The sequence below is a fragment of the Mesorhizobium sp. M0563 genome (assembly GCF_040321065.1).
Classification (GTDB): Bacteria; Pseudomonadota; Alphaproteobacteria; order Rhizobiales; family Rhizobiaceae; genus Mesorhizobium.
In genome coordinates this window covers 81889-107506 of sequence record NZ_JAMYQV010000022.1, presented here as the reverse complement: position 1 = coordinate 107506, position 25618 = coordinate 81889, and the positions used below count along the sequence as shown (strand labels likewise).

Sequence of the window (25618 nt, the reverse complement as noted above, 5' to 3'; positions counted from 1 at the left end):
AATTCAGGTCGGGTGCAAAAAAAGCCCCGCCGGATCGCTCCGGCGGGGCTTTTTGTTTCGTTTACAACCTGCGCGAGGCGCAGTGTTGGCTTAGCTGCCCTGCTTCTTCAGCGCGGCACCCAGGATGTCGCCCAGCGAAGCGCCGGAGTCAGTCGAACCGTACTGGGCGACCGCTTCCTTCTCTTCGGCGATTTCCAGCGCCTTGATCGAGACCTGCAGCTTGCGGGTCTTCTTGTCGAAGGCGATGACGCGGGCGTCGACCTTCTGGCCGACAGTGAAGCGCTCGGGGCGCTGCTCGTCGCGGTCACGGCTGAGGTCGGAGCGCTTGATGAAGGTCTCGATGCCGCTGTCGACCAGCCGCACTTCCAGACCGCCATCCTTCACGCCGATAACCTCGCAGGTGACGACTGCGTTCTTGCGCAGTTCGCCTGACGTCGCCGCTTCGCCGACCGTGTCCTTGGCCAGCTGCTTGATGCCGAGCGAGATGCGCTCCTTGTCGATGTCGACGTCGAGCACCTGCGCCTTGACCATGTCGCCGCGATTGTACTCCTCGATCACCTGCTCGCCCGGACGGGTCCAGTCGAGGTCGGAAAGGTGGACCATGCCGTCGACATCGCCTTCGAGGCCGATGAACAGGCCGAACTCGGTCTTGTTCTTGACCTCGCCCTCAACCTGGCTGCCGACCGGATGGCTGCGCGCGAAGGCCTCCCACGGGTTCTCCAGCGTCTGCTTGAGGCCGAGCGAGATGCGGCGCTTGGCCGGATCGACTTCGAGCACCACCACGTCGACTTCCTGCGTCGTCGACAGGATCTTGCCGGGATGCACGTTCTTCTTGGTCCACGACATTTCCGAAACGTGGATGAGGCCTTCGATGCCCGGCTCCAGCTCGACGAACGCGCCGTAGTCGGTGATGTTGGTGACAGTACCCTTGATCTTCTTGCCGATCGGGAACTTGGTGCCGATCTCGGACCACGGATCGCTCTCGAGCTGCTTCATGCCGAGCGAGATGCGGTGGGTTTCCTGGTTGATGCGGATGATCTGCACCTTGACCGTCTGGCCGATATTGAGGATTTCGGTCGGATGGTTGACGCGGCGCCATGCCATGTCGGTGACGTGCAGCAGGCCGTCGATGCCGCCGAGGTCGACGAACGCACCATAGTCGGTGATGTTCTTGACGACGCCTTCGACCACCTGGCCTTCTTCGAGGTTCTGCACGATTTCCGAACGCTGTTCGGCGCGGCTTTCCTCGAGCACTGTGCGGCGCGACACCACGATGTTGCCGCGGCGGCGATCCATCTTGAGGATCTCGAAGGGCTGCGGGTTGTGCATCAGCGGCGAGACGTCGCGGATCGGGCGGATATCGACCTGGCTGCGCGGCAGGAACGCAACGGCACCGTCGAGGTCGACGGTGAAGCCGCCCTTGACCTGGTTGAAGATGACGCCTTCGACGCGTTCGCCCTTGGTGAACTTCTCTTCGAGACGGACCCAGCTCTCTTCGCGGCGAGCCTTTTCGCGCGACAACATGGCTTCGCCAAGCGCGTTCTCGATACGCTCGACATAGACCTCGACCGTGTCGCCGACCTTGAGCGTCGTGTCCTTGCCCTTGACGCCGAATTCCTTCAGCGGCACGCGGCCTTCGACCTTGAGGCCGACGTCGATGATAGCCATGTCTTTTTCAATGGCGGTGATGACGCCCTTTACGACCTGACCTTCGCCGGAATGGCCGGCGGAAAATGATTCTTCGAGCAGGCTCGCGAAATCATCGCGAGTGGGATTTGCAACTGACATAGGTTCTCCTGGATTGCCCCGCAATCTGTCGCGAGGCGGGCGCCGTGGGTTAGTGTTGCGTTGGCCTGCCGGCGTTCCGGGCAAAAAGCCCTTGGCCGCCTTTGGGCGGCAATTCCGGCGCATGAAGAATGCTGGCAGGCTGGTTCATGCCCGATATGGGAATTCTTTTTGTCGCCGGCAATCGGCGGCGGCAGGAAAACCCAGCCTCAGGCATTGTTTCTCTTGGCCAGGACGTCGTCGATGATCGCCCGTGCTGCCAGAAACGCGGCTTCTATAGCCATTTCCGACGTGTCGAGCAAGTGCGCATCGGCTGCCGGTTTCAAGGGCGAGTCCATGCGGCCCATGTCGCGCTCGTCGCGGCGCACGATATCGGCAAGGATTTCCTCGAAATTGGCAGTGCCGCCGATGCTCTCGATTTCATCCAGCCGCCGCTTTGCCCGCACCTCGGCACTGGCCGTGACATAGAGTTTTACGTCGGCATCGGGACAGACGACGGTGCCGATGTCGCGACCGTCGAGCACCGCGCCCGGCGGGGCTTTTGCAAAGTCGCGCTGCTTGTCGACCAGTATGCGCCGCACTGACGGGATGACAGCCACTTTCGACGCCGCCTCGCCAACGGCATGTGCCGAAAGCACGGCGCGGTCGAGTTTTGCCAGATCGACCTGGCGAGCCGCGGTTTCAGCGGCCGAGACATTGTCGAGCGGCAGGCCCAGCCGAAGCAGCGAATGCGCTACCGCGCGATAGGTAAGGCCGGTGTCGAGCAGGTTCAGCCGGTAGTGATCGGCGAGCCGTCGGGCAAGGGTGCCCTTTCCAGCGCCTGCAGGTCCGTCGATGGCGATGGTGAAGCCTGTCGTCATTCGAAACCTCGATGCAAGTGCCTCACTCCATCGGCGCTCGAAGTCAACCGCGTTGACCTCCGAGGCCTCGAACTGATTGTCGGAGTTGATTTCTGTGAGATCGGGAAAGCCTTATACGGAATTTCTGGTGCCCCCGATCTCAATATCCTCCGACCCGTCGAGGGCAGCGCCGCGAATGGCAAAACCCACGGAGCCATCGGCATAGAACTCTATAGTCCGGTTCTGGAAATTGTCGTCGGCAACTTCATACCAGAGATGGGACGGCTCCTCCGGTATGCTATGTTTCCAATGAACGTAAAAGTATCTCACTCGATCGCCGCACCGAGCCCCTTCATCAGGCCCATGAATTCCGGAAAACTTGTCGCGATCATCGCTTGATCATCGATGGTCACGGGTTTTTCCGTCGCCAGCCCCATAACCAGAAAACTCATGGCTATGCGGTGGTCGAGATGGGTCTGGACGATGGTGCCCTGTCCGTTGGGGTGTTGGCCGAGGCCCTTGCCGCCAGGTTTTCCGCGCACGGCCAGCGTGGCCTCGCCCTCGCTGCAATCGACGCCGTTGAGCTTCAGCCCGTTGGCGACCGCCGACAGCCGGTCGGATTCCTTCACCCGCAGCTCTTCAAGCCCGAGCATGAGCGTTTCGCCCTCGGCAAAGCTCGCCGCCACGGCAAGCACCGGATACTCGTCGATCATAGTCGGCGCCCGTTCGGGCGGCACGGTGACGCCTTTCAGTTCGGAATAGCGTACGCGCAGGTCGGCGACGTCCTCGCCGCCTTCGTTGCGCGGATCGATTATGTCGATCCAGGCGCCCATTTCCTGCAGCGTCAAAAGAAGGCCCGTGCGCGTCGGGTTCATCAGCACGTTTTCGATGGTGATGTCCGAGCCCGGCACGATCAGCGCGGCCACCAGAGGAAAGCCGGCCGAGGAGGGGTCGCCAGGCACCGCGATGGTCTGGCCGGTGAGCTTGCCCTGGCCTTCGATGAAAATGTGGCGCACGCCGCGCTCGTCGGTCTCGACCGACAGATTGGCGCCGAATCCCTTGAGCATCTTTTCGGTGTGGTCGCGCGTCATCACCGGCTCGATGACCGTGGTGATGCCCGGCGTGTTCAGCCCGGCCAGCAGCACCGCCGACTTGACCTGCGCCGAGGCCATCGGCACGCGGTAGGTGATCGGCGCGGCGTGCTTGGGCCCGCGCAGCGTGATCGGCATGCGGTCGCCGGGTGTCGCCTTCAGCACCTGCACGCCCATCTGGCGAAGCGGTTCGAGCACGCGGCCCATCGGCCGGCCGGACAGCGAGGCGTCGCCGATGAAGGTGGTTTCCATGTCATAGGTGCCGACCAGGCCCATGGTGAGGCGGGAGCCCGTGCCGGCATTGCCGAAATCGAGCGGGCACTCCGGTTGCAGCAGCGCGCCATTGCCGGTTCCGCGGATCACCCACTCAGTGCCATGCTTCTCGATATGAGCGCCCATCGCCTTCATGGCAGCGCCCGTACGCATCACGTCCTCGCCTTCCAGTAGTCCGGTGATGCGGGTTTCGCCGGAGGCCAGCCCGCCAAACATGAAGGAACGGTGCGAGATCGACTTGTCGCCCGGCACCCGTGCCGCGCCGGAAAGACCAGATGATTTTCGGGCGGTGGCCTGCTTCGGGGCGGCAGTGTGCGACATGGTTCTTTCCTGGAAACGCCGGCGGCCGGCCATTTTCTTGTGGTTTGCGCGGTCTCCTATCATGGCGGATCGAGATGGTCATCCCCTTGGTACGAAGGCCTTCGAATTCAAGCTTTTTGGGACGCCGGCTTTTCGCTTTGACAGCGCCGTAAACTCTGGTTAAGGGGACCAAACTTTCATCGACGAGGCTTGCTGTGGCAAAACCCGAACTTGGCACCAAACGCATCGACCCGGAGACGGGTCGAAAATTCTATGACTTGAACAAGGACCCGATCGTCTCGCCTTACACGGGCAAGAGCTATCCGCGCTCCTATTTCGAGGAAGGCAAGATAGCCGCCCTCGAGGAGGAAGAGGAAGTTGCCGAGAAGGAAGTGGACGCCGAGGAGGAAGAGGGCGTCGAGGTCGTCTCTCTCGAAGAGGCGGACGAGGACGCGAAGGCCGACGAGCTTCCCGATCTCGGCGATGACGAGGACGACGTTGACCTTGGCGATGACGAGGATGACGCGTTCCTTGCCGACGAGGAGGAAGAAGACGACGACGTTGCCGACATGATCGGCGTCGGCGAAGACGACGACGAAGTCTGAGCGAACCGCATTCGCCGGCTTTCGCGGCGCTGCCTAGAAAAAGCGGTTCTTGAAGGCTTGATATTGACTGAAGGCGGGGTTAGAAGCCGCCTGCACTAACGACGCGGTCTCAACCCGCGCCGGATCTCTTCGCCGGAAACGGCGCCGGCGAACTGCCGGAGTGGGGCCATAGCTCAGTTGGGAGAGCGCTTGAATGGCATTCAAGAGGTCGTCGGTTCGATTCCGATTGGCTCCACCAAAAGTTCTTTCACGTTTTCAGAAAATCAGTTTCCACCCCCTCAGGGGCCCTTGCCTTGGAAAGGTCCGGGGCACCGCCAGCGCACCGCACAAAACATTTTTCAGGTCCGAAGCAGCAATGCCTGACAGCGGTGGACAAGATATCGATCTTGGCGCCAGTAGCTTGCGTTCATGCACGCCCGGCGGCAAGGATATCGCGGCAACATCGTATGTGGGGGCAATATGGAATCGGAAAACTCGCTGCTCGGGATCTTCATCTCCTGGATGCCGATGCTGATTTATCTCGCAGCAAGCCTTTGGGTTTCTATCTGGCTCACGTTCAAACTCATCCACGTTCAGCAAGCGATGGTGCAGGCGCAAGAAGGCATCTTGACCAAGTTGACTGATATCGACAACCGCATGTCTGGTAAGCCGAGCCAAGACTGAGGTCCGAAGCTACTGTTCCCCAACTGTTTTCAGCTGCAGCGGTCGACCGGGATACCGCTAATTATACCGGCCAATTGGATGCGGTGGCTCGACGGCGCCCGGTATCGCCACATGAAAATCGGTCTTTTGGACTAACGCTTCATTTTGTCGATACGCTCGCTAAGAGCCTTCACCGCTGCCGTATTTTCCCGAATTTCTTTGGCGATCTCTTTCGCGGCGTTTGCCATGACGATCCTTGAGCGGTTTGCCATCCAAAGCAGAAACGCCATAAGAATCAGGAAAGGGATGCCAACGAGAAGTGCTCGCATTATTGCAGCTTGGTGGCTCATTTCGCTTTCTCCGAGCCGTAGGCTGCCACGCCGTCGACGATCTTCGTGATGTGCTGAGCTTCTGCCATCGGTTCCCTCTTCAGCTGTGACGGACGCCAGCGATAATCGCGTTTATCGGTAGTCACCCCCAAGCCGGAATCGATTCCCTTTTGGGCCGAGGCCGAGCGGCTTCAATTCGTCCAGATCGAACACTGAACCACTTGACCCGTTGCCTGATCACGAACCCTTTTCGAAAACACGCGATGGAGGCCCATTGCGCGTGATCTAGCTTCCTTCGTCGCAACGTAATCGGGATAGCCGACATGCCACTGCCAGAGGAAGTTTGGTGGGGCAGGTTTCCACGTAACCTTGGATCCAAAGGCCGCATTGTCCGGATCTGTTCTATCGAACCGGCAGTCGACGGCTACGGGCATCATGCCCTTCTTAGCCATTGCGTCGGAAACCCCGTAAGCAGTTCGCTTCGTAAGCCATCCATCCGCGCCGCTAGTCGAAACTGTAGTGCACCCTGCCAGAGATATGCTCGACATCAAAAGCCCGATGGCCAATGCGTTGCCTGCGAATGATCGCCGAGTGCCAACCTGATTCTGTTTCATACCCGATCCCCACAACTGAAAGTAGTGCAGGCTAGATGGGGATACGGCGCGAAACAAGGGAGCGCGCCTCTTCTTTGGTTCGGCTGGTCGTGCGCCGTGCGCGGTGCGACAGGCGAGCGGCGAGCGGCAAAATTTCAAACTGAGACACTATCTAACTGCCACCTAATACAGGTTCTTTGAGCTAACTCCCCCTGGCGCGCGTACTGGTCGCGAATCCCATTCGTCGCGCGCTATTGGAGTCTGGATATAGTGCGCCAGAATCCAGGGTCGCGTCCCGTCTGTTTCCGGTCTGTTTTCAGGCATGAAATTCCCTTGCCCGGGTCGCTGTTCCTTCACTGTTTTCAGTGCGCATCGGACACTGTTCCGCCGCTGTTTTCAGCGAGAGTGCCAACTGTTTCCTAACTGTTTTATCAGTTGCAGCGCTTAACCGAAATCGTCCATTAAATTGGACTAAGCCATCGTCGCATATAACTGGCTTGGAAATGACTCCCCCACTCTTTGCGCTCCCGGGCTGCCCGCCGCCTATCGCGGAACCTAGCTGAGACTAGTGTAGTCGGCCGCCCGGCTTGGGCTCGCCGGTCCAAAAGTAGTGAGCCCGTGCCCGGTCAGTGCATTTTTCTGGCTGTGGTTTGAACCGCGAGCGCCGGGTCTGAACCAGGCAGCGGGCTGAAATGACCGCTGAGCAAAACTCCGTTACTTGTTGCAGTTCTGCATATCCGACGTCATGGCGCCGCTGGGGGTATTGTTGTCGGTATCGCTGCCCGCCGTATCCTTGCAGCGGTCCTCCATACCGTTTGTCTGCGGCGTGGTGGCGTTCGTTGCGTTCGGATCGATGGTGTTCGGGGTAGTTGCGCTGCCGGTCCCGATGTTGCCGCCGGAAGTGCCTGTGTTGACGCCGGTATTGCCATCGGCGCTACCGGTCCCGGAGCCCATCGATTGTGCCATGGCAGATGTGGCCAGGCCGATAGCAAGTAGGAATGCAGAGAGAATTTTCATCATCTTAGTGTCTCCATCGAGTTGCATCGCTCTATCGCGATCTATACCCAACGAGAGTTTTTTCGAGATGTTCCGTTTGGCATAAATAGTGATCGATACAACCATTATGGATCTTTGTTGCTCGTCGTTTCGTGAATGCGGCTGCGAAATTCCTGCCGCATAGCGGCAATTTCGTCTGGAACCAAATCGAGCATGCCGCGTTATTGCGCTTGCGGGGAGTTGTGTCGGCCGCAGGGGACAGTTTCACCAGGACATTCAAGAAATCCGTGAGCTGGGAGGGGCGCTGTGAGCGTGCTTGCATCCACAAGGCAATTGGACCACCGTCAAATACTGAACGCGCTGAAGGCTTTTCGGAGCGGTGATTTCTCCGTTCGCATCGATAATGTCTACACCGGCCTCGATTCCGAGATCGCCGACACCTTCAACGAAATCGTAGAACTCAACGATCAGGTCACGCGCGAGTTCGAACGCCTCAGCAAGGTCGTCGGCAAGGATGGCCGGATCGGCGAACGCGGCCGTGTCCGCAACGCTACCGGCAGTTGGGAATCGAGCGTCCGTTCCGTCAACGATCTGATCGAGGACATGGTTCAGCCGACGGCCGAAGTGGCGCGCGTCATCGGCGCGGTCGCCAAAGGCGACCTGTCGCAGACGATGATGGTCGAAATCGACGGCCGGCAGTTGCGCGGCGAATTCCTGCGCATCGGCAAGATCGTCAACACCATGGTCGGGCAACTGGCCTCCTTCGCCTCGGAGGTGACGCGCGTGGCGCGCGAGGTCGGCACCGAAGGCAAGCTCGGCGGCCAGGCCCGCGTGAAAGGTGTGGCCGGGACCTGGAAGGACCTGACCGACAACGTCAACGCCATGGCGACGAACCTGACCGGGCAGGTGCGCAACATCGCCGAGGTGACGACCGCCGTCGCTTCCGGCGACCTGTCGAAGAAGATCACCGTCGATGTGAAGGGCGAAATCCTCGAGCTCAAGAACACCATCAACACGATGGTCGACCAGCTCAATTCCTTCGCCTCGGAAGTGACGCGCGTTGCGCGCGAGGTCGGTACAGAAGGCAAGCTCGGCGGCCAGGCGCGCGTCGAAGGTGTCGGCGGCACCTGGAAGGACCTGACCGACAACGTCAACCTGATGGCAGAGAACCTGACCGGCCAGGTGCGCAATATCGCCGAGGTGACCACTGCTGTGGCGCTTGGCGACCTGTCGAAGAAGATCACGGTCGACGTCAAGGGCGAGATCCTCGAGCTGAAATCAACCATCAACACCATGGTCGACCAGCTGAACTCATTTGCCGGCGAAGTGACGCGCGTCGCCCGCGAAGTCGGCACCGAGGGCAAGCTCGGCGGCCAGGCGCAGGTGCGCGGCGTTGCCGGCACCTGGAAGGACTTGACCGACAACGTCAATTCGATGGCCGAGAACCTGACCGGCCAGGTCCGCAACATCGCCGAGGTGACGACCGCGGTTGCTTCGGGCGACTTGTCGAAGAAGATCACCGTCGCCGTGCAAGGCGAAATCCTCGAGCTCAAGGACACCATCAACACGATGGTCGACCAATTGAACTCCTTCGCCTCGGAAGTGACGCGTGTGGCGCGCGAGGTCGGCACCGAAGGCAAGCTCGGCGGCCAGGCCGAGGTGAAGGGCGTCGGCGGCACCTGGAAGGATCTGACCGACAACGTCAACCTGATGGCCGCCAACCTGACCGGCCAGGTGCGCAACATTGCCGAGGTGACGACCGCCGTGGCCCGCGGCGACCTGTCGAAGAAGATCACCGTCGACGTCAAGGGCGAAATCCTGGAGCTCAAGGACACCGTCAACACGATGGTCGACCAGCTGAACTCCTTCGCCTCCGAAGTGACGCGTGTGGCGCGCGAAGTGGGATCGGAAGGCAAGCTCGGCGGCCAGGCGCATGTCGAGGGTGTCGGCGGCACCTGGAAAGATTTGACCGACAACGTCAATGCCATGGCCGGCAATCTGACCGTGCAGTTGCGCGACGTGTCCAAGGTGGCGACGGCAATTGCGACCGGCGACCTCACCCAGAAGATCACGGTCGATGCACTGGGCGAGATCCTGCAGATCAAGGACGTCATCAACACGATGGTCGACCAGCTGAATTCCTTCGCCTCCGAGGTGACGCGCGTGGCGCGCGAAGTCGGTTCCGACGGCAAGCTCGGCGGCCAGGCGCAGGTGCGCGGCGTTGCCGGCACCTGGAAGGACCTGACCGACAACGTCAATGCGATGGCCGCCAACCTGACCGGGCAGGTGCGCAACATCGCCGAGGTGACGACTGCGGTGGCGCTTGGCGATCTGTCGAAGAAGATCACGGTCGACGTGCGCGGCGAGATCCTCGAGCTGAAGGACACCATCAATACGATGGTCGACCAGCTGAATTCCTTTGCCTCGGAAGTGACGCGCGTGGCGCGCGAGGTCGGCACCGAGGGCAAGCTCGGCGGCCAGGCGCAGGTGCGCGGCGTTGCCGGCACCTGGAAAGATCTGACCGACAATGTGAATTCGATGGCCGAGAACCTGACCGGCCAGGTTCGCAACATCGCCGAGGTCACCACCGCAGTGGCGCGCGGCGACCTGTCGAAGAAGATCACCGTCGACGTCAAGGGCGAGATCCTGGAGCTGAAATCGACCATCAACACCATGGTCGACCAGTTGAACTCCTTTGCCGGCGAAGTGACGCGTGTCGCCCGCGAGGTCGGCACCGAGGGCAAACTTGGCGGCCAGGCACGGGTGGAGGGCGTCGCCGGCACCTGGAAGGACCTGACCGACAACGTCAATCTGATGGCGACGAACCTGACCAACCAGGTGCGCGGCATCGCCGATGTCGTGACCGCGGTCGCGCAAGGCAATCTCAAGCGCAAGCTGACGGTCGATGCCAAGGGCGAGATCGCCTCGCTCGCCGACACCATCAACGGCATGATCGAGACGCTTGCGACCTTCGCCGACCAGGTCACCAACGTCGCCCGCGAAGTGGGCATCGAAGGCAAGCTCGGCGGCCAAGCCCGTGTGCCCGGCGCTGCCGGCCTTTGGCGCGACCTGACCGACAACGTCAATCAGCTCGCCGCCAATCTGACCACGCAGGTGCGCGCGATTGCCGAGGTGTCGACGGCGGTGACCAAGGGCGATTTGACCCGCTCGATCAGCGTCCAGGCCTCCGGCGAGGTCGCGGCGCTGAAGGACAACATCAACGAGATGATCCGCAATCTGAAGGACCAGACGCTGAAGAATGCCGAGCAGGACTGGCTGAAGACCAATCTCGCCCGGTTCTCGCGCATGCTGCAGGGCGAGCGCGACCTGGCCACGGTCTCGCGTCTCATCATGTCCGAACTCGCGCCGCTGGTGAATGCGCAATATGGCGTGTTCTACGTGACCAACCGCGACGAGGATGAATTCTATCTGGAACTCGCCGCCTCCTATGGCGCCGAAAGCAAGGCGGAGATCAAGCAACGCCTCGATCTGCGCGAAGGCCTTGTCGGGCAAAGTGCCGCCGACAAGCGCGCCATCATGCTGGACAATGTGCCGCCGAATTTCCTGCGCGTCACGTCGGGCCTTGGCAATGCCGCGCCGGCCAACGTGATCATTCTTCCGGCTCTGTTCGAGGACGAGGTGAAGGCCGTCATCGAACTCGCCTCGTTCAGCGAATTCCGCGACACGCACCAGTCATTCCTCAACCAGCTGATGGAATCCGTCGGCATCGTTCTCAACACCATCGCCGCCACCATGCGCACCGAAGGCCTGCTCAAGCAGTCGCAGCTGCTGACCTCGGAGCTGCAGGCGCGTCAGACCGAGCTGACCAAAAAGCAGGAAGAGCTGCACGCCACCAACGAGGAGCTGCAGGAAAAGGCGCAGCTGCTCGAGAACGAAAAGAAGCAGGTGGAGAACAAGAACCTCGAAATCGAGATGGCGCGCCGTGCGCTGGAGGAGAAGGCCGAGCAGCTGGCGCTTACCTCGAAATACAAGTCGGAATTCCTCGCCAATATGAGCCACGAACTGCGTACGCCGCTGAACTCGCTGCTCATCCTTTCAAACCTGCTCGCAACCAACCAGCAAGGCAATCTCAACGACAAGCAGGTCGAGTTCGCGCGCACCATCAACTCGGCCGGCACCGACCTTTTGAGCCTCATCAACGATATCCTCGATCTGTCGAAGATCGAATCGGGTACCGTCTCGATCGATATCAACGACATGCCGGTGGTGCATCTTCGCCAGCATATGGAGCGAACCTTCCGGCAGCTGGCGACCGACAAGGGGCTTGGCTTCGCCATCAACGTCGATCCCGAGCTTCCGGAGACCGTCCGCACCGACGAGAAGCGCTTGCAGCAGATTGTGCTCAATCTCTTGTCGAACGCGTTCAAGTTCACCTCCGAGGGCGAAGTCAGCTTGAATTTCCGGGCCGAAAAGACTGGCCGTCACAACGGCTTGGTGCAACCGATGGAAGCGCTCGCTATCGCGGTCACCGATACGGGCATCGGTATTCCGCAGGACAAGCAGAAGCTGATTTTCGAGGCCTTCCAGCAGGCCGACGGCACCACCAGTCGCAAATATGGCGGCACCGGGCTTGGGCTCTCGATCAGCCGGGAGATCGCCCGGCTGATCGGCGGCGAATTGCGGGTCGAGAGCACGCCGGGCAAGGGTTCGACGTTCACGCTGGTCGTCCCGTTCGACGGACCTCGGATGGCCTTGGCCCCGCAAGCGGCCTTGCTGCCGGCGATGGAGGTGGTCGCGACGACGGCGCAGCCGAGCCCGCCATCCTCCGAATTGCTTGATGACCGCGATACGATCTCACCGGAAGATAGGGTCGTGCTGATCGTCGAGGACGACCCGACCTTTGGCGGTTTGCTGCTCGGCCTGGCGCGTTCGGCCCGGCTGAAGGGCGTCCTGTCGACCGCGGGCTCTGGCACGCTGGCTTTGGCCCGCAAGCTGGTTCCCGATGCGATCACGCTGGATCTCGGACTATCGGATATCGACGGCTGGGTGTTGTTCGATCTGCTTCGCCATGACCCGAAAACCAAGGACATTCCCGTCCATGTCATCTCGGGTGCCGAAGATATCGAGGTGCTTGCCCGCAAGGGCGCATCCACCATTTCAACCAAGCCCGTGTCGGCGGACGAACTGATGAAGGTCTTCCAGGACATTCACTCCAGAAAGCTCCGCGTCCAGCGCCGCGTTCTGATTGCCGATACCGATCCCGAGCGCCGTCTCTCGTTGATCGAGGCGATCCGCGACGGCGTCACCTCGGTCACCGCGATCGGCCGCGTCGCGGCGAATGCCGACGACATCGGCATCGCCGGCTATGATGCCGTTGTGCTCGGCCTTGGCCGCTCGGCCAAGGACAACGCCCAGATGCTGGATGAGATTGCCGTCCTGTTCGGGCAGTCCGTGTCGCGACTGTTGTTCTTCGCGCCGCATCCGGAAGCGCTGCAACAGTCGCTCGCCTTGCATCCGGCATTGGCGGACGTTCCGCGGGCGGAGAATTTCGCGCAGCTGGCTCTCCTGATATCCGCAACGCTCCCGGGGCGAGGCCACGACAGTTCGGCAGCCGAACAGCCGGATAAATTCGACCTCGCCGGCGCAAAGGTCCTCATCGTCGACGACGACATCCGCAACATCTATTCGCTCACCAGCGTTCTTGAGACCTATGACATCCAGGTGCTGCACGCGGAGCGCGGTAGGGAAGGTATTGCGCTTCTGGAGCAGAGCCCGGATATCGACGCCGCATTGATCGATATCATGATGCCGGAGATGGACGGCTACGAGACGATGCGGCAGATCCGCGGCATGCCGGCAATCGCCCATATCCCGTTGATCTCGGTTACCGCCAAGGCAATGAAGGGCGACCGGCAGAAGTGCCTCGACGCCGGCGCCTCTGACTATATCGCCAAGCCGGTCGACCTCGACCTGCTGCTGGCCTTGCTGCGTGTCTGGATCGGCCGCTCGCGATCCCGTGTCCATCGTCCGGAAAAGACGCTCATGGCAGTGAACTGACGGCCGCTCGATGCAGAAACTGTCGAGAAACGGAGCGAGGAAGCTGGAGGTTATGGCCCCGGCGACAGGGCCGGCAAAGGCGCGCATCCTGGCCGTGGATGACGACGAGCGCAATCTGCTGGCGATCGGCGAGGTTCTGGCCCCTGTCGGCGAAGTCGTCTGCGTGCAGTCGGGCGAAGAGGCGCTGCGCGCTCTGCTGAAAGAGGATTTCGCAGTCATCCTGCTGGATGTGCTGATGCCTCGGCTGGACGGCTACGAGACCGCTGGATTGATTCGCCAGCGCGAGCAATCCAGGCGAACGCCGATAATCTTTCTCACCGCCATCAACAAGGAAGACGCCCACATGCTGCGCGGCTATGACGCCGGCGCGGTGGATTACGTGTTCAAGCCCTTCGACCCGGCCATGCTGCGTTCCAAGGTAGCCGTGTTCGTCGAACTTCATGAGAAGACGCTCGAAATCCAGCAAAAGGCGGCTGCCGAGCAACGGCTGCTGGCCCAGGCACTGCAGGCGCAGCAGGAAAAACTCGAGGCCGAGCGGGCGCTGCGTAGCGCCCAGGAGCGGCAGCATGCCATTTTGAGCTCTCTTCCGGTCTGCTTCCACGCAAGGGCGGCGGAGCCGCCGTTCGGCGCCAGCTTTGTGACTGAAGGGGTCGAACGCTTGACCGGCTTTCCTGCCGAACGGCTGACCTCCGATCCAGGCTTCGGCCTAAGCCGGGTTCATCCCGACGATCTGCCGAGAGTGAGGCAAGCCCTGCTCGCAGCCAAGGCCATCGGCTCCTACACCTGCGAATTCCGCTGGCAATGCGCCGACGGCAATTACCGGATTTTCCTCGACCAGGGCGTCCTGTCGAACGGTTCCGATGGCCAGAGGCCCGAGATCCTCGGCACATTGCTGGACGTTACCGAGCGGCGCGAGCTTGAGAACCAGCTGCTGCAATCGCAGCGCCTCGACGCGATTGGCAAGCTTACCGGCGGCCTGGCGCATGATTTCAACAATCTGCTTGCCGCAATTCTCAGCGGATTGGGATTGCTCGAGCGCCACGCCGAGTTCGATGGACAGGCCAGGCAAGTTCTGGAACTGACGCGCCGGTCGGCAAAACAAGGCGCCGAGCTCGTCAACCGCATGCTTGCGTTCTCGCGCCGCCAGACACTGAGGCCGCAGGCCGTGCGCCTCGCTGCGCTTGGCGGCACCATGAACGGGTTGGTGGCCCCGGTTCTGGGCGGCCTGATCCGTTTCGATTGGCTTGTCGACGACACGGTGTGGCCGGCGCATGTCGATGCCGGCCAGCTGGAGCTGGCGCTGATGAACCTGGTTTTCAACGCGCGCGATGCCATGCCGTCCGGCGGCACGATAATCGTGGAGGCGCAAAATCGAACGCTAGGCAGTGCAGCCGAGGATATTTCGGCGGGCGACTATGTCGTGGTCACCGTCAAGGATACGGGGTCGGGCATACCGGCCGACATTCTCGCCAAGGTCGTCGAACCGTTCTTCACCACAAAACCGGTCGGCAAGGGCACTGGCCTCGGTCTGAGCACGGTGCATGGCTTCGTCAAGCAATCGGGCGGCACGCTCCGCATTGAGAGCACCGTCGGCAGTGGAACATCCGTCCAGCTCTGGCTGCCGCGTTCAATCGAGCGCCCGGTGGAAATCGCCGACAAGTCCGATGCCGACAACACCGTCGTGAATGCCGGCGAGGACTATCCGTCGGTCCTGCTGATTGACGACAGCAATGTACTGCGGGAACTGACGGCGCAATCGCTTCGCCAACATGGCTTTGCGGTTACCTGCGCCGGGGGCGGTGCGGAAGCGCTGGCGATGATCGAGCGGGCGCCGTACGATTTCGATGTCATCGTCACCGATTTTGCCATGCCGCTCGTCTCGGGGCTCGAGGTCATCCGGTTCGCCCGCAATCTGCGGTCCGATTGGCCGGCGGTGATGATAACCGGATATGCCGACGCCGACGCGATCGCCGACCGGCCCCCCGACGTGCCGCTGCTCGGCAAACCGCTGCGCGAAAAGGACCTGATGGAGAGCATTCTTGCAGCGGCTGCGCGCGCCGGATCGCCGAGGGCCAAGCAGGCCAGCCGGTGAAAGGCGGACCATTGGAACCTGATCCATGGGTTGCCGTTGGGTAGGTCTCTGGCTGCGCTAGGATCGGAGGAGAGACTGATGGCGACAGCGGACTGGCCTCTTCCTGAACGCTTCACCTTTCAAGGGAACTCGATCGCCTGGGGCGCGATGGGCGAGGGCTCACCCGCGGTATTGCTGCATGGCACGCCTTTCTCATCGTCGGCATGGCGTAGAATTGCGCCTTTGCTCGGCCAACAGAGGCGAATCTATTGCTTTGACATGCTCGGCTATGGTCGATCTGATAAACCCGATAGCGACGTGTCTCGTGGCATTCAGAACGAGCTTTTCGCGGCCCTTTACGATCATTGGGGCCTGCGTGCCCCCGATGTCGTCGCGCATGATTTCGGCGGCTCTACAGCGTTACGCGGTCATTTGCTCAATGGGCTCGACTATCGGTCGCTGGTGCTGATCGATCCGGTCGCAATCAGCCCGCAAGGCTCACCACTTGTTCAGGCCGCCAAGAAACACGAGGCGGTCTTTTCCGGCCTTCCGCACTACATTCATGAAGCAATCCTGCGCGCCTATATCGGCGCCGCCGTAGCGAATGCGCTGCGCGAGGAAGAGATGGCGCTCTACCTCGCGCCGTGGCTGGGAGCCGAAGGTCAAAAAGCTTTCTGGCGCCAGGTCGCTCAGATGGATGACAAATACTCGCAAGAGGTCGAGTGGCGCTACGGCGAGATTCGTTGCCCCGTTGCCATCCTGTGGGGCGAGGACGACCAGTGGATTCCCATCGATGACGGTCGCGAGCTCGCGCGCCGCATTTCGAGTGCTTCCTTCCATGTCGTGCCGAACGCGAAGCATCTTATGCAGGAGGACGCGCCGGAAGCGATCGTGGCGACAGTGCTTGGCTTCTGGCGAGACCTGGAGGAGCGGGCAAATGTCCGCAAAAAACCGGCTTCGGCCGCTCGATCTCCATCGCGTCAATGAAGGCTTTGGGCGATCGGTTTGATCCGGTTGCCGATGCCAAGGACAGGAATCCACCCCTTAGCGGCAGTCTCGAATCGAAACGGTACGTTTCGTATCTTTGACCCTAGCAGCATCCAGCCTGTGCGCAACACGGAGCGCCGGCCATGGCGCGCTCGACGGGCTGTGATGTGGTTGATAAGCCCTCTCCCCAAGGAGAGTCGAAGATATGACCGTTGCGATCGAGATGGGCCAGACGAGCGCAGGCGCCCCGGCGGCGCTGGATCTTGAGGAACTGCTGGCGACGCGGCTTTTGGTGCAGGGCAATTCGGGTTCCGGCAAATCCCATCTGCTGCGCCGGCTCTTGGAGCAGAGTGCGCCCTGGGTGCAGCAGACTATCATCGACCCCGAAGGCGACTTCGTGACGCTGGGCGACCGTTTCGGCCATCTGGTGATCGATGCCGAGGAGCATACCGAGCGCGGCCTGCAGAGCGCCGGCGAGCGGGCGCGCATCCACCGCGTCTCCACGGTGCTCAATCTCGAGGGGCTCGACGCCGAGAACCAGATGCGGCGCGCCGCCGCCTTCCTCGGCGGGCTGTTCGAGGTCGCCCGCGATCACTGGTATCCGATGCTGGTGGTGGTAGACGAGGCGCAGCTGTTCGCGCCGGCAGTGGCCGGCGAGGTTTCCGACGAAGCGCGCAAACTCTCGCTCGGCGCCATGACCAATTTGATGTGCCGTGGCCGCAAACGCGGGCTGGCCGGGATCATCGCCACCCAGCGGTTGGCCAAGCTCGCCAAGAACGTCGCCGCCGAGGCTTCCAATTTTCTCATGGGCCGGACTTTTCTCGACATCGACATGGCGCGCGCCGCCGACCTACTCGGCATGGAGCGGCGCCAGGCCGAGGCTTTCCGCGACCTCGAGCGCGGACAGTTCATGGCGCTCGGCCCGGCGCTGTCGCGCCGTCCGCTCGGCTTGCGCATCGGCCCGACCGATACAAGTCCGCGCAACGCGACCCCGCGCCTGATGCCGCTGCCGGAAGCGGCGTTGGAGGATGCGCGCGCCATCATCCTGGCCGCGCCGCCGCCGGAAACCGTCCGGCCGCAGCGTCGCTCGTCGCCGGACCTGCTCGATCAGCTGATGGCGGCAAAATCGGCGGCGCTGGAAATCCGCCCCGAACCGGTGGAGCCGCCGATCAGCGCCGAGGAGTTGGCGGAGCGGCGCGAGCGCGTCGACCGGGTGCTGCGCGCCGTGCTGGCGCAGCCTGATGCCGGCTTCCGTGTCATCGGGGTGCTCTATCAGGAGTTCGTCGTCCGCTGCCGCATCGAGGGCCTCGCCGCGGTCGTGCCGGACCTGCCGGAGTTCCGCCGCATGCTGACCCGTGCCCGCGCCGGCCTTGGCTCCGACATGGCCGGTGACGATGCCTGGCAGGACGTCTCGGCGCGCGCCTCGCTGCTGCCCGAGGACATGCAGGGCGTATTCATGATGATCGCCCGCGCCGCCAAGGAGGGCTGGCCCTGCCCGAGCGACGCGGCGATCGCCCGCGCCTACGGCTCGCACTCCCTACGCCGCGCCCGCCGCCTGCTGACCTATATCGAGGAGCAGGGGCTGATCGTCTGTCAGCTCGACGGGGTCGGACGGCGGACGGTGACGCTGGTGGAGCTGGCCTGGGCGACGGCGCCGGGCGATCCGAATACGGTGGAGGCGGAGCAGCGGAGTGCGGTGGGGTGAGGCGGCGGCCGAGCGCGGTCTTCATCATACGACGACGATTGGCGCGACGCAGATCCGCTATTGTAAGTTGTTCGACGCTACAGCACTCCCTCTTGCCGACGGCGCTTTACATATCTTCTAAACTACCAGCGGGTCAGTTTGCGAATGAAGAGATCAGCCACGATCAACTGAAGAAGGACGAGAAATACGGCAGGACTGTAGCGCAAATAGCCGCCGAACCTACGCCACCTCCGCCGATTACCCCTTCGGTTCATTCTGTTGACATCTCCTGCTTCTGGAGAGATGGTAAGATACTACGCGGCGGCCCTTCTTCCGAAGATTTTATTCTGCAGCTTTATCAAAGGATTTTGGCAATGCGTTTGTCTCGATCGCGCCCGACTTATGGCCATCGCTTTGACGGCAATCGCAGCCGTCACCCTTCCCTCTTATGGACATGCCGAGGACAAGCTGCTGACGGAAGCGGTGCAGTTCAACGGTACGATCCTGTATCTCTCCACCAAGGTGCCTGGCCTGATCTTCGGCGCCGTCCGCAACGGCGAGACGGCCTTGGCCGGTTTCGGCAAGATTGCCGACGGGAGTGAAAAAGTGCCCGACGGCGACACAATGTTCCGCACCGCGTCCGTGAGCAAAGTGTTCTGCGGCGGTGTGCTTTCCTCGCTGGCGATCGACGGCAAGGTACAACTCACCGACCGGCTGCAGGATCGCTTTGGCTGGGACGTCACGCTCCCGGAGAAGGACGGCCGCGCCCTCCGCCTGATCGATCTCGTCGCGCAAGCTTCCGGCCTTCCGCGGGAGGTGCCAGTGGCCGAGGCGCCCCCCTCAGACCCTTTCTCTACGAACACCAAAGAGGCGCAGATTGCCGCCCTCAAGGACAATCCGCTGCTGTTCGCGCCGGGCGCCGCCGTTCTCTATTCGAACTTCGGATACGACCTCCTCGGAGCGGCGCTCGCGAATGTCTCTGGAAAGCCTTATGCCGAGGTCCTTCGAGAGCGTGTCCTCGATCCCCTCGGCATGAAAGACACGGTTTTCAACCCAAGACCGGAGGACGAGCCGCGCCTGATGCAGGGCCATAACTTCGACGGCAGCCCCATGCCAATCGTGCCGACGAGCACAGCCATGGAGTGCGCCGGTGGATTGTACTCGACCGCGGACGACCTGCTGCGCTGGATGAACTGGCATGTCGACAACAAGCCTTCCGCGGCCGACGCCGAGTTGCGCCTTTTGAACCACGCGGCTTTTTTGTACCGGGACGGGCTCGCGTCGGTGATGGGGCTGGATGACGGCGGGCCGATGGACGCCATGGGTCTCGGATGGGTCATCATGCTCCCTAACGAGCATCGCCCGCTCATCCTCCAGAAGAGCGGCGGCCTGCAAGGGATGTTTCTCTATGTTGCGATTGCACCGACACGCGGCGTCGGCGCTTTCTTCGTCATGAACGAATTCAATGCCGCCGGCTTCATGGCTGGGGTCAAGACGACGAACGATCTCGTCGCAGAGATCGCTCCACGCTGATTTTCGCGCTGATCGGGAGGACGTGCGCGATGATTGGCGCTATGGAGGGACCTGACGGACGGTATATTTCCCGGCAAGGCAAGCGCGACATCGGCTATTTCCGGCCGACCGCTTAGCCTCCTGAGGATGACCTTTGCCGGCTTCATCGCTGCTCACGGCCTGCTCATGCTGCGGCCAAGGTTCTGCCTCTCGCCTCTTCGGCATCCCGCTTTCGTAGCCGACCGCGAATGCCGCGCTGCTCGCAGTCCCGACACCATCAGCCGCCTCTTGGCGCAACCCGATGCCGGCTTCCGCGTCATCGGCGTGCTCTATCAGGAGTTCGTGGTCCGCTGCCGCATCGAGGGCCTCGCCGCGGTCGTGCCGGACCTGCCGGAGTTTCGCCGCATGCTGACCCGCGCCCGCGCCGGGCTCGGCTCCGACATGGCAGGCAACGACGCCTGGCAGGACGTCTCGGCGCGCGCCTCGCTGCTGCCCGAGGACATGCAAGGCGTGTTCATGATGATCGCCCGCGCCGCCAAGGAGGGCTGGCCCTGCCCAAGCGATGCCGCGATCGCCCGTGCCTACGGCTCGCACTCGCTACGCCGCGCCCGGCGCCTGCTGACCTACATCGAGGAGCAGGGGCTGATCGTGTGCCAGCTCGACGGGGTCGGGCGGCGGACGGTGACGCTGGTGGAGCTCGCCTGGGCGACGGCACCGGGCGATCCGAATGCGGCGGAGGCGGAGCAGGGGCGTGCCGTGGGGTGAAGCGGCGGGGCAGGCGCGCTGAGAAAGCGCCGCTGGATCAGGCCGGGGTGAAGTCTGCTTTGCGCCGCATTAACGTCATTCTCCATTCGAAGCGCTCAGGCCGGAAGCTGCCGTGCGGAAGGACGCCCAGTCATTGCCCGCAGCGGATAAGTTTGCAGCTGGACAATAATGGCCAGCCGGGGCGATCCCGGTATTTAGCGTTGCTTCGGCGAGTCAATACTGAGCCTGCGCTTACGCGTCATCCCTCTCGACAAGACCAACGGCTGGACGCGATCGAGCGCAGGCGGGTTCAGTTGGTGCTGGTTGTGGGGGTGAACCCGCACTGCTTCTGTTCCATATCGATCTGCTTCGTGATGCGGACGGCGTTCTGTGCGTAGGCCTCCGTCACGGAGCCACTATTCACGGTCTTGTCCTTCAGCGGACTCACGCCTGCGCAGAGGTGGAAAACATGCGGCTCGGTGGACTTCGCGGCTCCGTTTTCGGGCGCGATCCAGTAGACGACATCCTGACCGGCGGGGTGGCTCGCGTCCCGCGTCGCCGCCGCCACCGCGGCGGTGTCCGTCGCGATCGCCTGCGCCTGAGCGGCGACATCGGGCGAACAGGCGGTGGTGGGCTGCCCCGACTTGATCTGAGCTGCGCATGCGTTCATATCCTGGGTGTACTGTTCGACCGATGGGGGTTTGAAACTGATCCCCATGACCGTCGCGAGCACGGCCAGCGCAGCGCCGAGGCCGCCGGCAACCTTCTTGGTTTGCGGATCCATGTTTTTGTCGGTGAGGATCAGGAAAACCAGCGGAAGGAAGGCAATCAGCGTGATGATTGCGCCGAGCTGGTTTTGGAAGAAGAACCTGGCCGCGTCGGATGCACGGGCCGGATCGTGCCTGTTGGCCGCCTTCCACAGCAAGTTGCCGGCGATTGCGAAAATCGCGATGCCGACCAGAAGGCCGATGATCAGCGGCAGGTGTCCCTGGTCGAACTTGTTCTGGCGAAGCAGAATAACCCCGTAGATCTCGCCGCCAATGGCGACGATCCACGAGAGTGCGGCGAAAAGGCGAAGACGCGTGGCGGAGGACTTCTGGCCCTGCGTCGCTTGCCAATCCTTGGTAACGTCTGGCTTGTTGTCGGTCATCGACCAGATCCCCTGATATCGACACTTCTGCGGGCGGCAACCCGCCCTGCGTAGCGTCATTGAACGATCGTCACCTGCCTTAGCGACGCGGCGAAAATGTGAACGCCACGGCAGGCCTCCCCATCCATATTGCGCATGAGTGAATCCGTCCATACCCACGGAGGCAGACGCCTATGCCGCGATGGCTCCGTTCTTCTTAATCTCTGGCTCGACGTGACGCTGCCTTCCCTCGCTTGCCTCGCTTGCCTCGCTTCCCTGGCGATCCGCCTCGTTGTCGCCGACGGCATAGAGAAGGCGGTCAAAGCCGGTGCGGCTCAAGGTGAAGGCTGGTGCCGGCGCCCGCGGCATCAAGTTGGTCGCTGCGGCCGTTGCATCTAATGCCTCAGGCGGCGCCTGGACGCCGGCTTTGTTTCCGTGAATCTCGCCATACCGCATTGCACAATCGCCTCGCCTGCGCAAAATGCGGCATGATCCGCAAATCCCTCACTGTCCTGGTGATCGATGAAAACCACATCCGCGCTTCGATAATCGAAGCAGGACTGCGGGAGGCCGGGCATCAGCAGGTCACGGTCATCCATGACGTCACCGGCATAGCGCGGCGGATCGCCGAGATCGAACCCGACGTGATCGTCATCGATCTCGAAAATCCAAACCGCGACATGCTCGAAAACATGTTCCAGCTTTCGCGCGTGGTGAAGCGGCCGATCGCCATGTTCGTCGACCGCTCGGACCAGGCTTCGATCGAAGCCGCGGTGGAAGCCGGGGTGTCGGCCTATGTCGTCGACGGCCTGCGCCAGGAGCGGGTCAAGCCGATCCTCGACATGGCGATCAGCCGCTTTAACGCGTTTTCGCGCATGGCGCGCGAACTGGAGGAGGCCCGCAGCGAATTGGAAAGCCGCAAGGTGATCGATCGCGCCAAGGGCATATTGATGAAGTCGCGCGGCTTGTCGGAGGACGCGGCCTATACGCTGCTGCGCAAGACCGCCATGAACCAGAACCGCAAGATCGGCGAAATCGCCCAGAGCCTGGTGACGGCGGCAGGCCTTCTGGATCCCGAGGAGAGTTGACGATGGCGGCCGAGCACCGGATCAATGCTGGCTTCATGCCGCTCTTCGACAGCGCTGTCCTCGTTGCGGCAAAGGAAATCGGCTTCGCGCTGCGCGAAGGCATCGATCTGACGCTCAACCGGGAAACATCCTGGGCCAACATCCGTGACCGCATCGCCATCGGCCATTTCGATCTCGCGCATATGCTGGGGCCGATGCCGATCGCCTGCAATCTGGGGCTGACGCCGCTCGCCTCCGACACGGTCGTGCCGTTCTCGCTCGGCCTTGGCGGGAATTGCGTCACGGTTTCGAACGCGGTCTGGGCGGGCATGGCCGCGCACGGCGCCCGACCCGACCTCGATCCGGCGCGGGCCGGCAGGGCGTTGGGGGCGCTGATCCGCAAACGGGCGAATGCCGGCGGCGATCCGCTTCGCTTCGCCGTCGTCCATCCGCACTCCGGGCACAATTACGAACTGCGCTACTGGCTCGCCGCCTGCGGCATCGACCCGTCGCATGAGATCGAAATCGTCATCGTGCCGCCCCCCTTCATGGCGGACGCGCTCGCCGCCGGCAGGATCGACGGCTACTGCGTCGGCGAACCCTGGAACAGCGCCTCTGTCGTCGCCGGCACCGGCCATATCGCCACGGTCAAGGCGGCCATCTGGAAGACCAGCCCGGAGAAAGTCATCGGCGTGCGCAAGGCATGGGCGGAAAAACAGCCGGACGCGCTTTCGGCCCTGCTGCGCGCGCTGCATCATGCGGCGCGCTGGTGCCAGGATCCGGCAAACCGCGGCGAACTCACGGCCCTGATGGCGCAGCCGGCCCTCCTCGGCCTCGCGCCAGCGCTGCAGATGCCAATCCTCAGCGGTCATCTTGCGCTCGGCGGCGGCGCCGAACTGAGCGTCGGCGACTTCTTTCTGCCCTTCGACAAGGCGGCAAACTTCCCGTGGAAGAGCCATGCGCTGTGGTTCTACACGCAGATGGTGCGCTGGGGGCATGTCGCGCACACGCCGGAAAACCTCGCTGTTGCCCGCGACTGCTACCGCCCCGATCTCTACCGCTCGGCGTTGAAGCCGCTTGGCGTGGCGCTTCCCGGTGCTAATGCCAAGGTCGAGGGCGCGCTGAAGGCCGCGACTCCAGTTGGTTCGGCGGGGGCAAGCCTGGTGCTCGGTCCCGACGGGTTCTTCGATGGCCAGATCTTCGATCCCGACGAGATCGACGCCTACATTGCCGGCCAGAAATTGGCGCGCGCCGAAGCCTGATCATTTCCGCGCCATTCTTGTGCACTGCACAAAAAATGTGCGTGCAACTGCGCTAATGAACACTCCTTAGCTTGCGCGCCCAGCGGGCCGGCGCGCCGACGATTGTGGTATGTCATTGATCTCATTGATGTTTGCCATCCATTCCGAAAACTGGCACGGTTCCTGCAATGCAATAGGCAGACTCTTCTCGGGGTCACGGAATACGCGTCCAATGGCGGGCGCTACAGGCAAAGCTGCCGCTCAGGTCAACACGCGATCCCGGATGACGGACGCGCGCGGCCTGGCTGGCGGCTTTTTGTTTTGGTCGAACACGCAATCGACGGCGCCGATCCCAAGCCGCGCCCAACCGGAGATGACGATGACGAAACGCACCAATAGCCATTCCGCCCAACCGGCGATCAGCCGCCGCGATTTCCTGAGGATCAGCGCGGCCACCGCGGCAACGCTGGCGGCGGCGCGTGCGCTGCTGCCCTCCGGGGCCTATGCGGCACCCGCCGCGCCGGAAGTCACCGGCGCCAAGCTCGGCTTCATTGCGCTGACCGATGCGGCACCGCTGATGATTGCCAAGGAAAAAGGCCTGTTCGAGAAATTCGGCATGCCCGATGTCGAGGTGCTCAAGCAGGCCTCGTGGGGCGCAACGCGCGACAATCTGGTGCTCGGCGGCGAAGCCAACGGCATTGACGGTGCCCATATCCTGACGCCGATGCCCTATTTGATGCACACCGGCAAGGTGACGCAGAACAAACAGCCGCTGCCGATGGCGATCGTGGCCCGGCTCAACTACGACTGCCAGGGCATTTCCGTCGCCCAGGAATATGCCGCCACCGGCGTCGGCCTCGATGCCTCAAAGCTGAAGGAAGCCTTCGCCGCCAAGAAGGCCGCGGGCAAGGAGGTCAAGGCCGCCATGACCTTCCCGGGCGGAACGCACGACCTCTGGCTGCGCTACTGGCTGGCTGCCGGCGGCATCGATCCCGACAAGGATGTCTCGACCATCGTCGTGCCGCCGCCGCAGATGGTCGCCAACATGAAGGTCGGCAACATGGACGTGTTCTGCGTCGGCGAGCCATGGAACGAGCAGCTCGTCCATCAGGGCGTCGGCTTCACCGCCGCCACCACCGGCGAACTGTGGAAGGGCCATCCGGAAAAGGCGCTCGGCCTGCGCGCCGCCTTCATCGACAAATATCCGAACGCCACCAAGGCGATCCTGATGGCCGTCATGGAGGCCCAGCAATGGTGCGAGGCAAAAGAAAACAAGGACGAGATGGCCGCCATCATCGGCAAGCGGCAGTGGATGAACGTGCCGACCGCCGACATCATCGGCCGCCTCAAGGGCGACATCAACTACGGCAATGGCCGCGTCGCCAACGGCACCGATCTCTACATGAAGTTCTGGCAGGGCGGCGTGTCCTATCCCTTCAAGAGCCACGACAGCTGGTTCCTCGCCGAGAACATCCGCTGGGGCAAGTTCGCGCCGACCACCGACATCAAAGCACTGGTCGGCCAGGTCAACCGTGAGGATCTGTGGCGCGAGGCGGCCAAGGATCTTGGTGTCGCCGCGGCCGATATTCCGGCGTCTTCGTCGCGCGGCACCGAAACCTTCTTCGACGGCAAGATCTTCGATCCGGAGAATCCGTCGGCCTATCTCGACAGCCTGAAGATCAAGGCGTCGGCCTGAGCCCGACATAGATGCG

The 25618-nt window shown here is 62.4% G+C and carries 17 protein-coding genes, 1 tRNA gene and 1 pseudogene; 12 read left to right on the top strand and 7 right to left on the bottom strand.

Annotated elements, in window-relative coordinates; translation table 11 throughout:
- Positions 1-90: 90 nt before the first annotated feature.
- The 4 genes from rpsA to aroA all read right to left on the bottom strand — a co-directional run bounded on the left by rpsA (position 91) and on the right by aroA (position 4309).
- Complete coding sequence (rpsA, locus tag NKI50_RS24635; RefSeq protein WP_352495728.1) at positions 91-1788, bottom strand: 30S ribosomal protein S1; 1698 nt, start codon at positions 1786-1788, stop codon at positions 91-93.
- Between the two features lie 206 nt (positions 1789-1994).
- Positions 1995-2645, bottom strand: coding sequence for a (d)CMP kinase (gene cmk / locus NKI50_RS24630; protein WP_352591552.1), 651 nt, complete (start codon positions 2643-2645; stop codon positions 1995-1997).
- A gap of 111 nt (positions 2646-2756) precedes the next feature.
- Positions 2757-2954 (bottom strand): DUF6881 domain-containing protein, encoded by a 198-nt coding sequence (locus NKI50_RS24625; RefSeq protein ID WP_352495730.1) that lies wholly within the window; start codon positions 2952-2954, stop codon positions 2757-2759.
- Positions 2951-4309: a 3-phosphoshikimate 1-carboxyvinyltransferase gene (gene aroA / locus NKI50_RS24620; RefSeq protein WP_352483949.1), complete on the bottom strand. Its 1359-nt coding sequence runs from the start codon at positions 4307-4309 to the stop codon at positions 2951-2953. The genes NKI50_RS24625 and aroA overlap by 4 nt, the downstream gene beginning before the upstream one ends.
- Positions 4310-4503: 194 nt before the next feature.
- On the opposite strand from aroA, the gene NKI50_RS24615 reads away from it, so the two are divergent.
- The 3 genes from NKI50_RS24615 to NKI50_RS24605 all read left to right on the top strand — a co-directional run bounded on the left by NKI50_RS24615 (position 4504) and on the right by NKI50_RS24605 (position 5556).
- The gene (locus tag NKI50_RS24615) at positions 4504-4893 is read left to right on the top strand and encodes a TIGR02300 family protein (protein ID WP_023718020.1); all 390 of its coding nucleotides are present in this window, start codon (positions 4504-4506) and stop codon (positions 4891-4893) included.
- Between the two features lie 162 nt (positions 4894-5055).
- Positions 5056-5131, top strand: a tRNA-Ala gene (locus NKI50_RS24610).
- A 221-nt stretch (positions 5132-5352) separates the two neighbouring features.
- A complete protein-coding gene (locus NKI50_RS24605) occupies positions 5353-5556 on the top strand; it encodes a hypothetical protein (protein WP_352548929.1) in 204 nt (67 codons plus the stop codon).
- A 131-nt stretch (positions 5557-5687) separates the two neighbouring features.
- Here the strand turns inward: NKI50_RS24605 and NKI50_RS24600 are convergent, their stop codons facing one another.
- The gene (locus NKI50_RS24600; RefSeq protein ID WP_031193688.1) at positions 5688-5885 is read right to left on the bottom strand and encodes a hypothetical protein; all 198 of its coding nucleotides are present in this window, start codon (positions 5883-5885) and stop codon (positions 5688-5690) included.
- 1286 nt (positions 5886-7171) lie between these two features.
- Positions 7172-7477, bottom strand: a complete 306-nt coding sequence (locus tag NKI50_RS24595; RefSeq protein ID WP_031193686.1) for a hypothetical protein — start codon at positions 7475-7477, stop codon at positions 7172-7174.
- Positions 7478-7765: 288 nt separating this feature from the next.
- Between NKI50_RS24595 and NKI50_RS24590 the strand changes: the two genes are divergently transcribed.
- From NKI50_RS24590 to NKI50_RS24565, 6 genes and pseudogenes are all read left to right on the top strand, one after another.
- Positions 7766-13471 (top strand): HAMP domain-containing protein, encoded by a 5706-nt coding sequence (locus NKI50_RS24590; protein WP_352717856.1) that lies wholly within the window; start codon positions 7766-7768, stop codon positions 13469-13471.
- Positions 13472-13523: 52 nt separating this feature from the next.
- A complete protein-coding gene (locus tag NKI50_RS24585; RefSeq protein ID WP_245278536.1) occupies positions 13524-15563 on the top strand; it encodes a PAS domain-containing hybrid sensor histidine kinase/response regulator in 2040 nt (679 codons plus the stop codon).
- Between the two features lie 78 nt (positions 15564-15641).
- Entirely contained in the window at positions 15642-16529 is an 888-nt protein-coding gene (locus NKI50_RS24580) for an alpha/beta fold hydrolase (RefSeq protein WP_352640724.1), read from the top strand.
- Between the two features lie 205 nt (positions 16530-16734).
- The gene (locus tag NKI50_RS24575; RefSeq protein ID WP_352483952.1) at positions 16735-18234 is read left to right on the top strand and encodes a helicase HerA domain-containing protein; all 1500 of its coding nucleotides are present in this window, start codon (positions 16735-16737) and stop codon (positions 18232-18234) included.
- A 282-nt stretch (positions 18235-18516) separates the two neighbouring features.
- On the top strand, positions 18517-19746 hold the full coding sequence (gene ampH, locus NKI50_RS24570; RefSeq protein ID WP_352483953.1) for a D-alanyl-D-alanine-carboxypeptidase/endopeptidase AmpH: 1230 nt from the start codon (positions 18517-18519) through the stop codon (positions 19744-19746).
- Positions 19747-20013: 267 nt separating this feature from the next.
- Positions 20014-20490: pseudogene (locus tag NKI50_RS24565) on the top strand (ATP-binding protein); the annotation flags it as partial.
- 289 nt (positions 20491-20779) lie between these two features.
- On the opposite strand, the gene NKI50_RS24560 reads toward NKI50_RS24565, so the two are convergent.
- Positions 20780-21619 (bottom strand): hypothetical protein, encoded by an 840-nt coding sequence (locus NKI50_RS24560; RefSeq protein WP_023718009.1) that lies wholly within the window; start codon positions 21617-21619, stop codon positions 20780-20782.
- Positions 21620-22086: 467 nt separating this feature from the next.
- Between NKI50_RS24560 and NKI50_RS24555 the strand changes: the two genes are divergently transcribed.
- The 3 genes from NKI50_RS24555 to NKI50_RS24545 all read left to right on the top strand — a co-directional run bounded on the left by NKI50_RS24555 (position 22087) and on the right by NKI50_RS24545 (position 25602).
- Positions 22087-22686, top strand: a complete 600-nt coding sequence (locus NKI50_RS24555) for an ANTAR domain-containing response regulator (protein ID WP_352548924.1) — start codon at positions 22087-22089, stop codon at positions 22684-22686.
- Between the two features lie 2 nt (positions 22687-22688).
- A complete protein-coding gene (locus tag NKI50_RS24550; protein ID WP_352483957.1) occupies positions 22689-23927 on the top strand; it encodes a CmpA/NrtA family ABC transporter substrate-binding protein in 1239 nt (412 codons plus the stop codon).
- A 358-nt stretch (positions 23928-24285) separates the two neighbouring features.
- Positions 24286-25602: a CmpA/NrtA family ABC transporter substrate-binding protein gene (locus NKI50_RS24545; protein WP_352717849.1), complete on the top strand. Its 1317-nt coding sequence runs from the start codon at positions 24286-24288 to the stop codon at positions 25600-25602.
- Positions 25603-25618 lie beyond the last annotated feature (16 nt).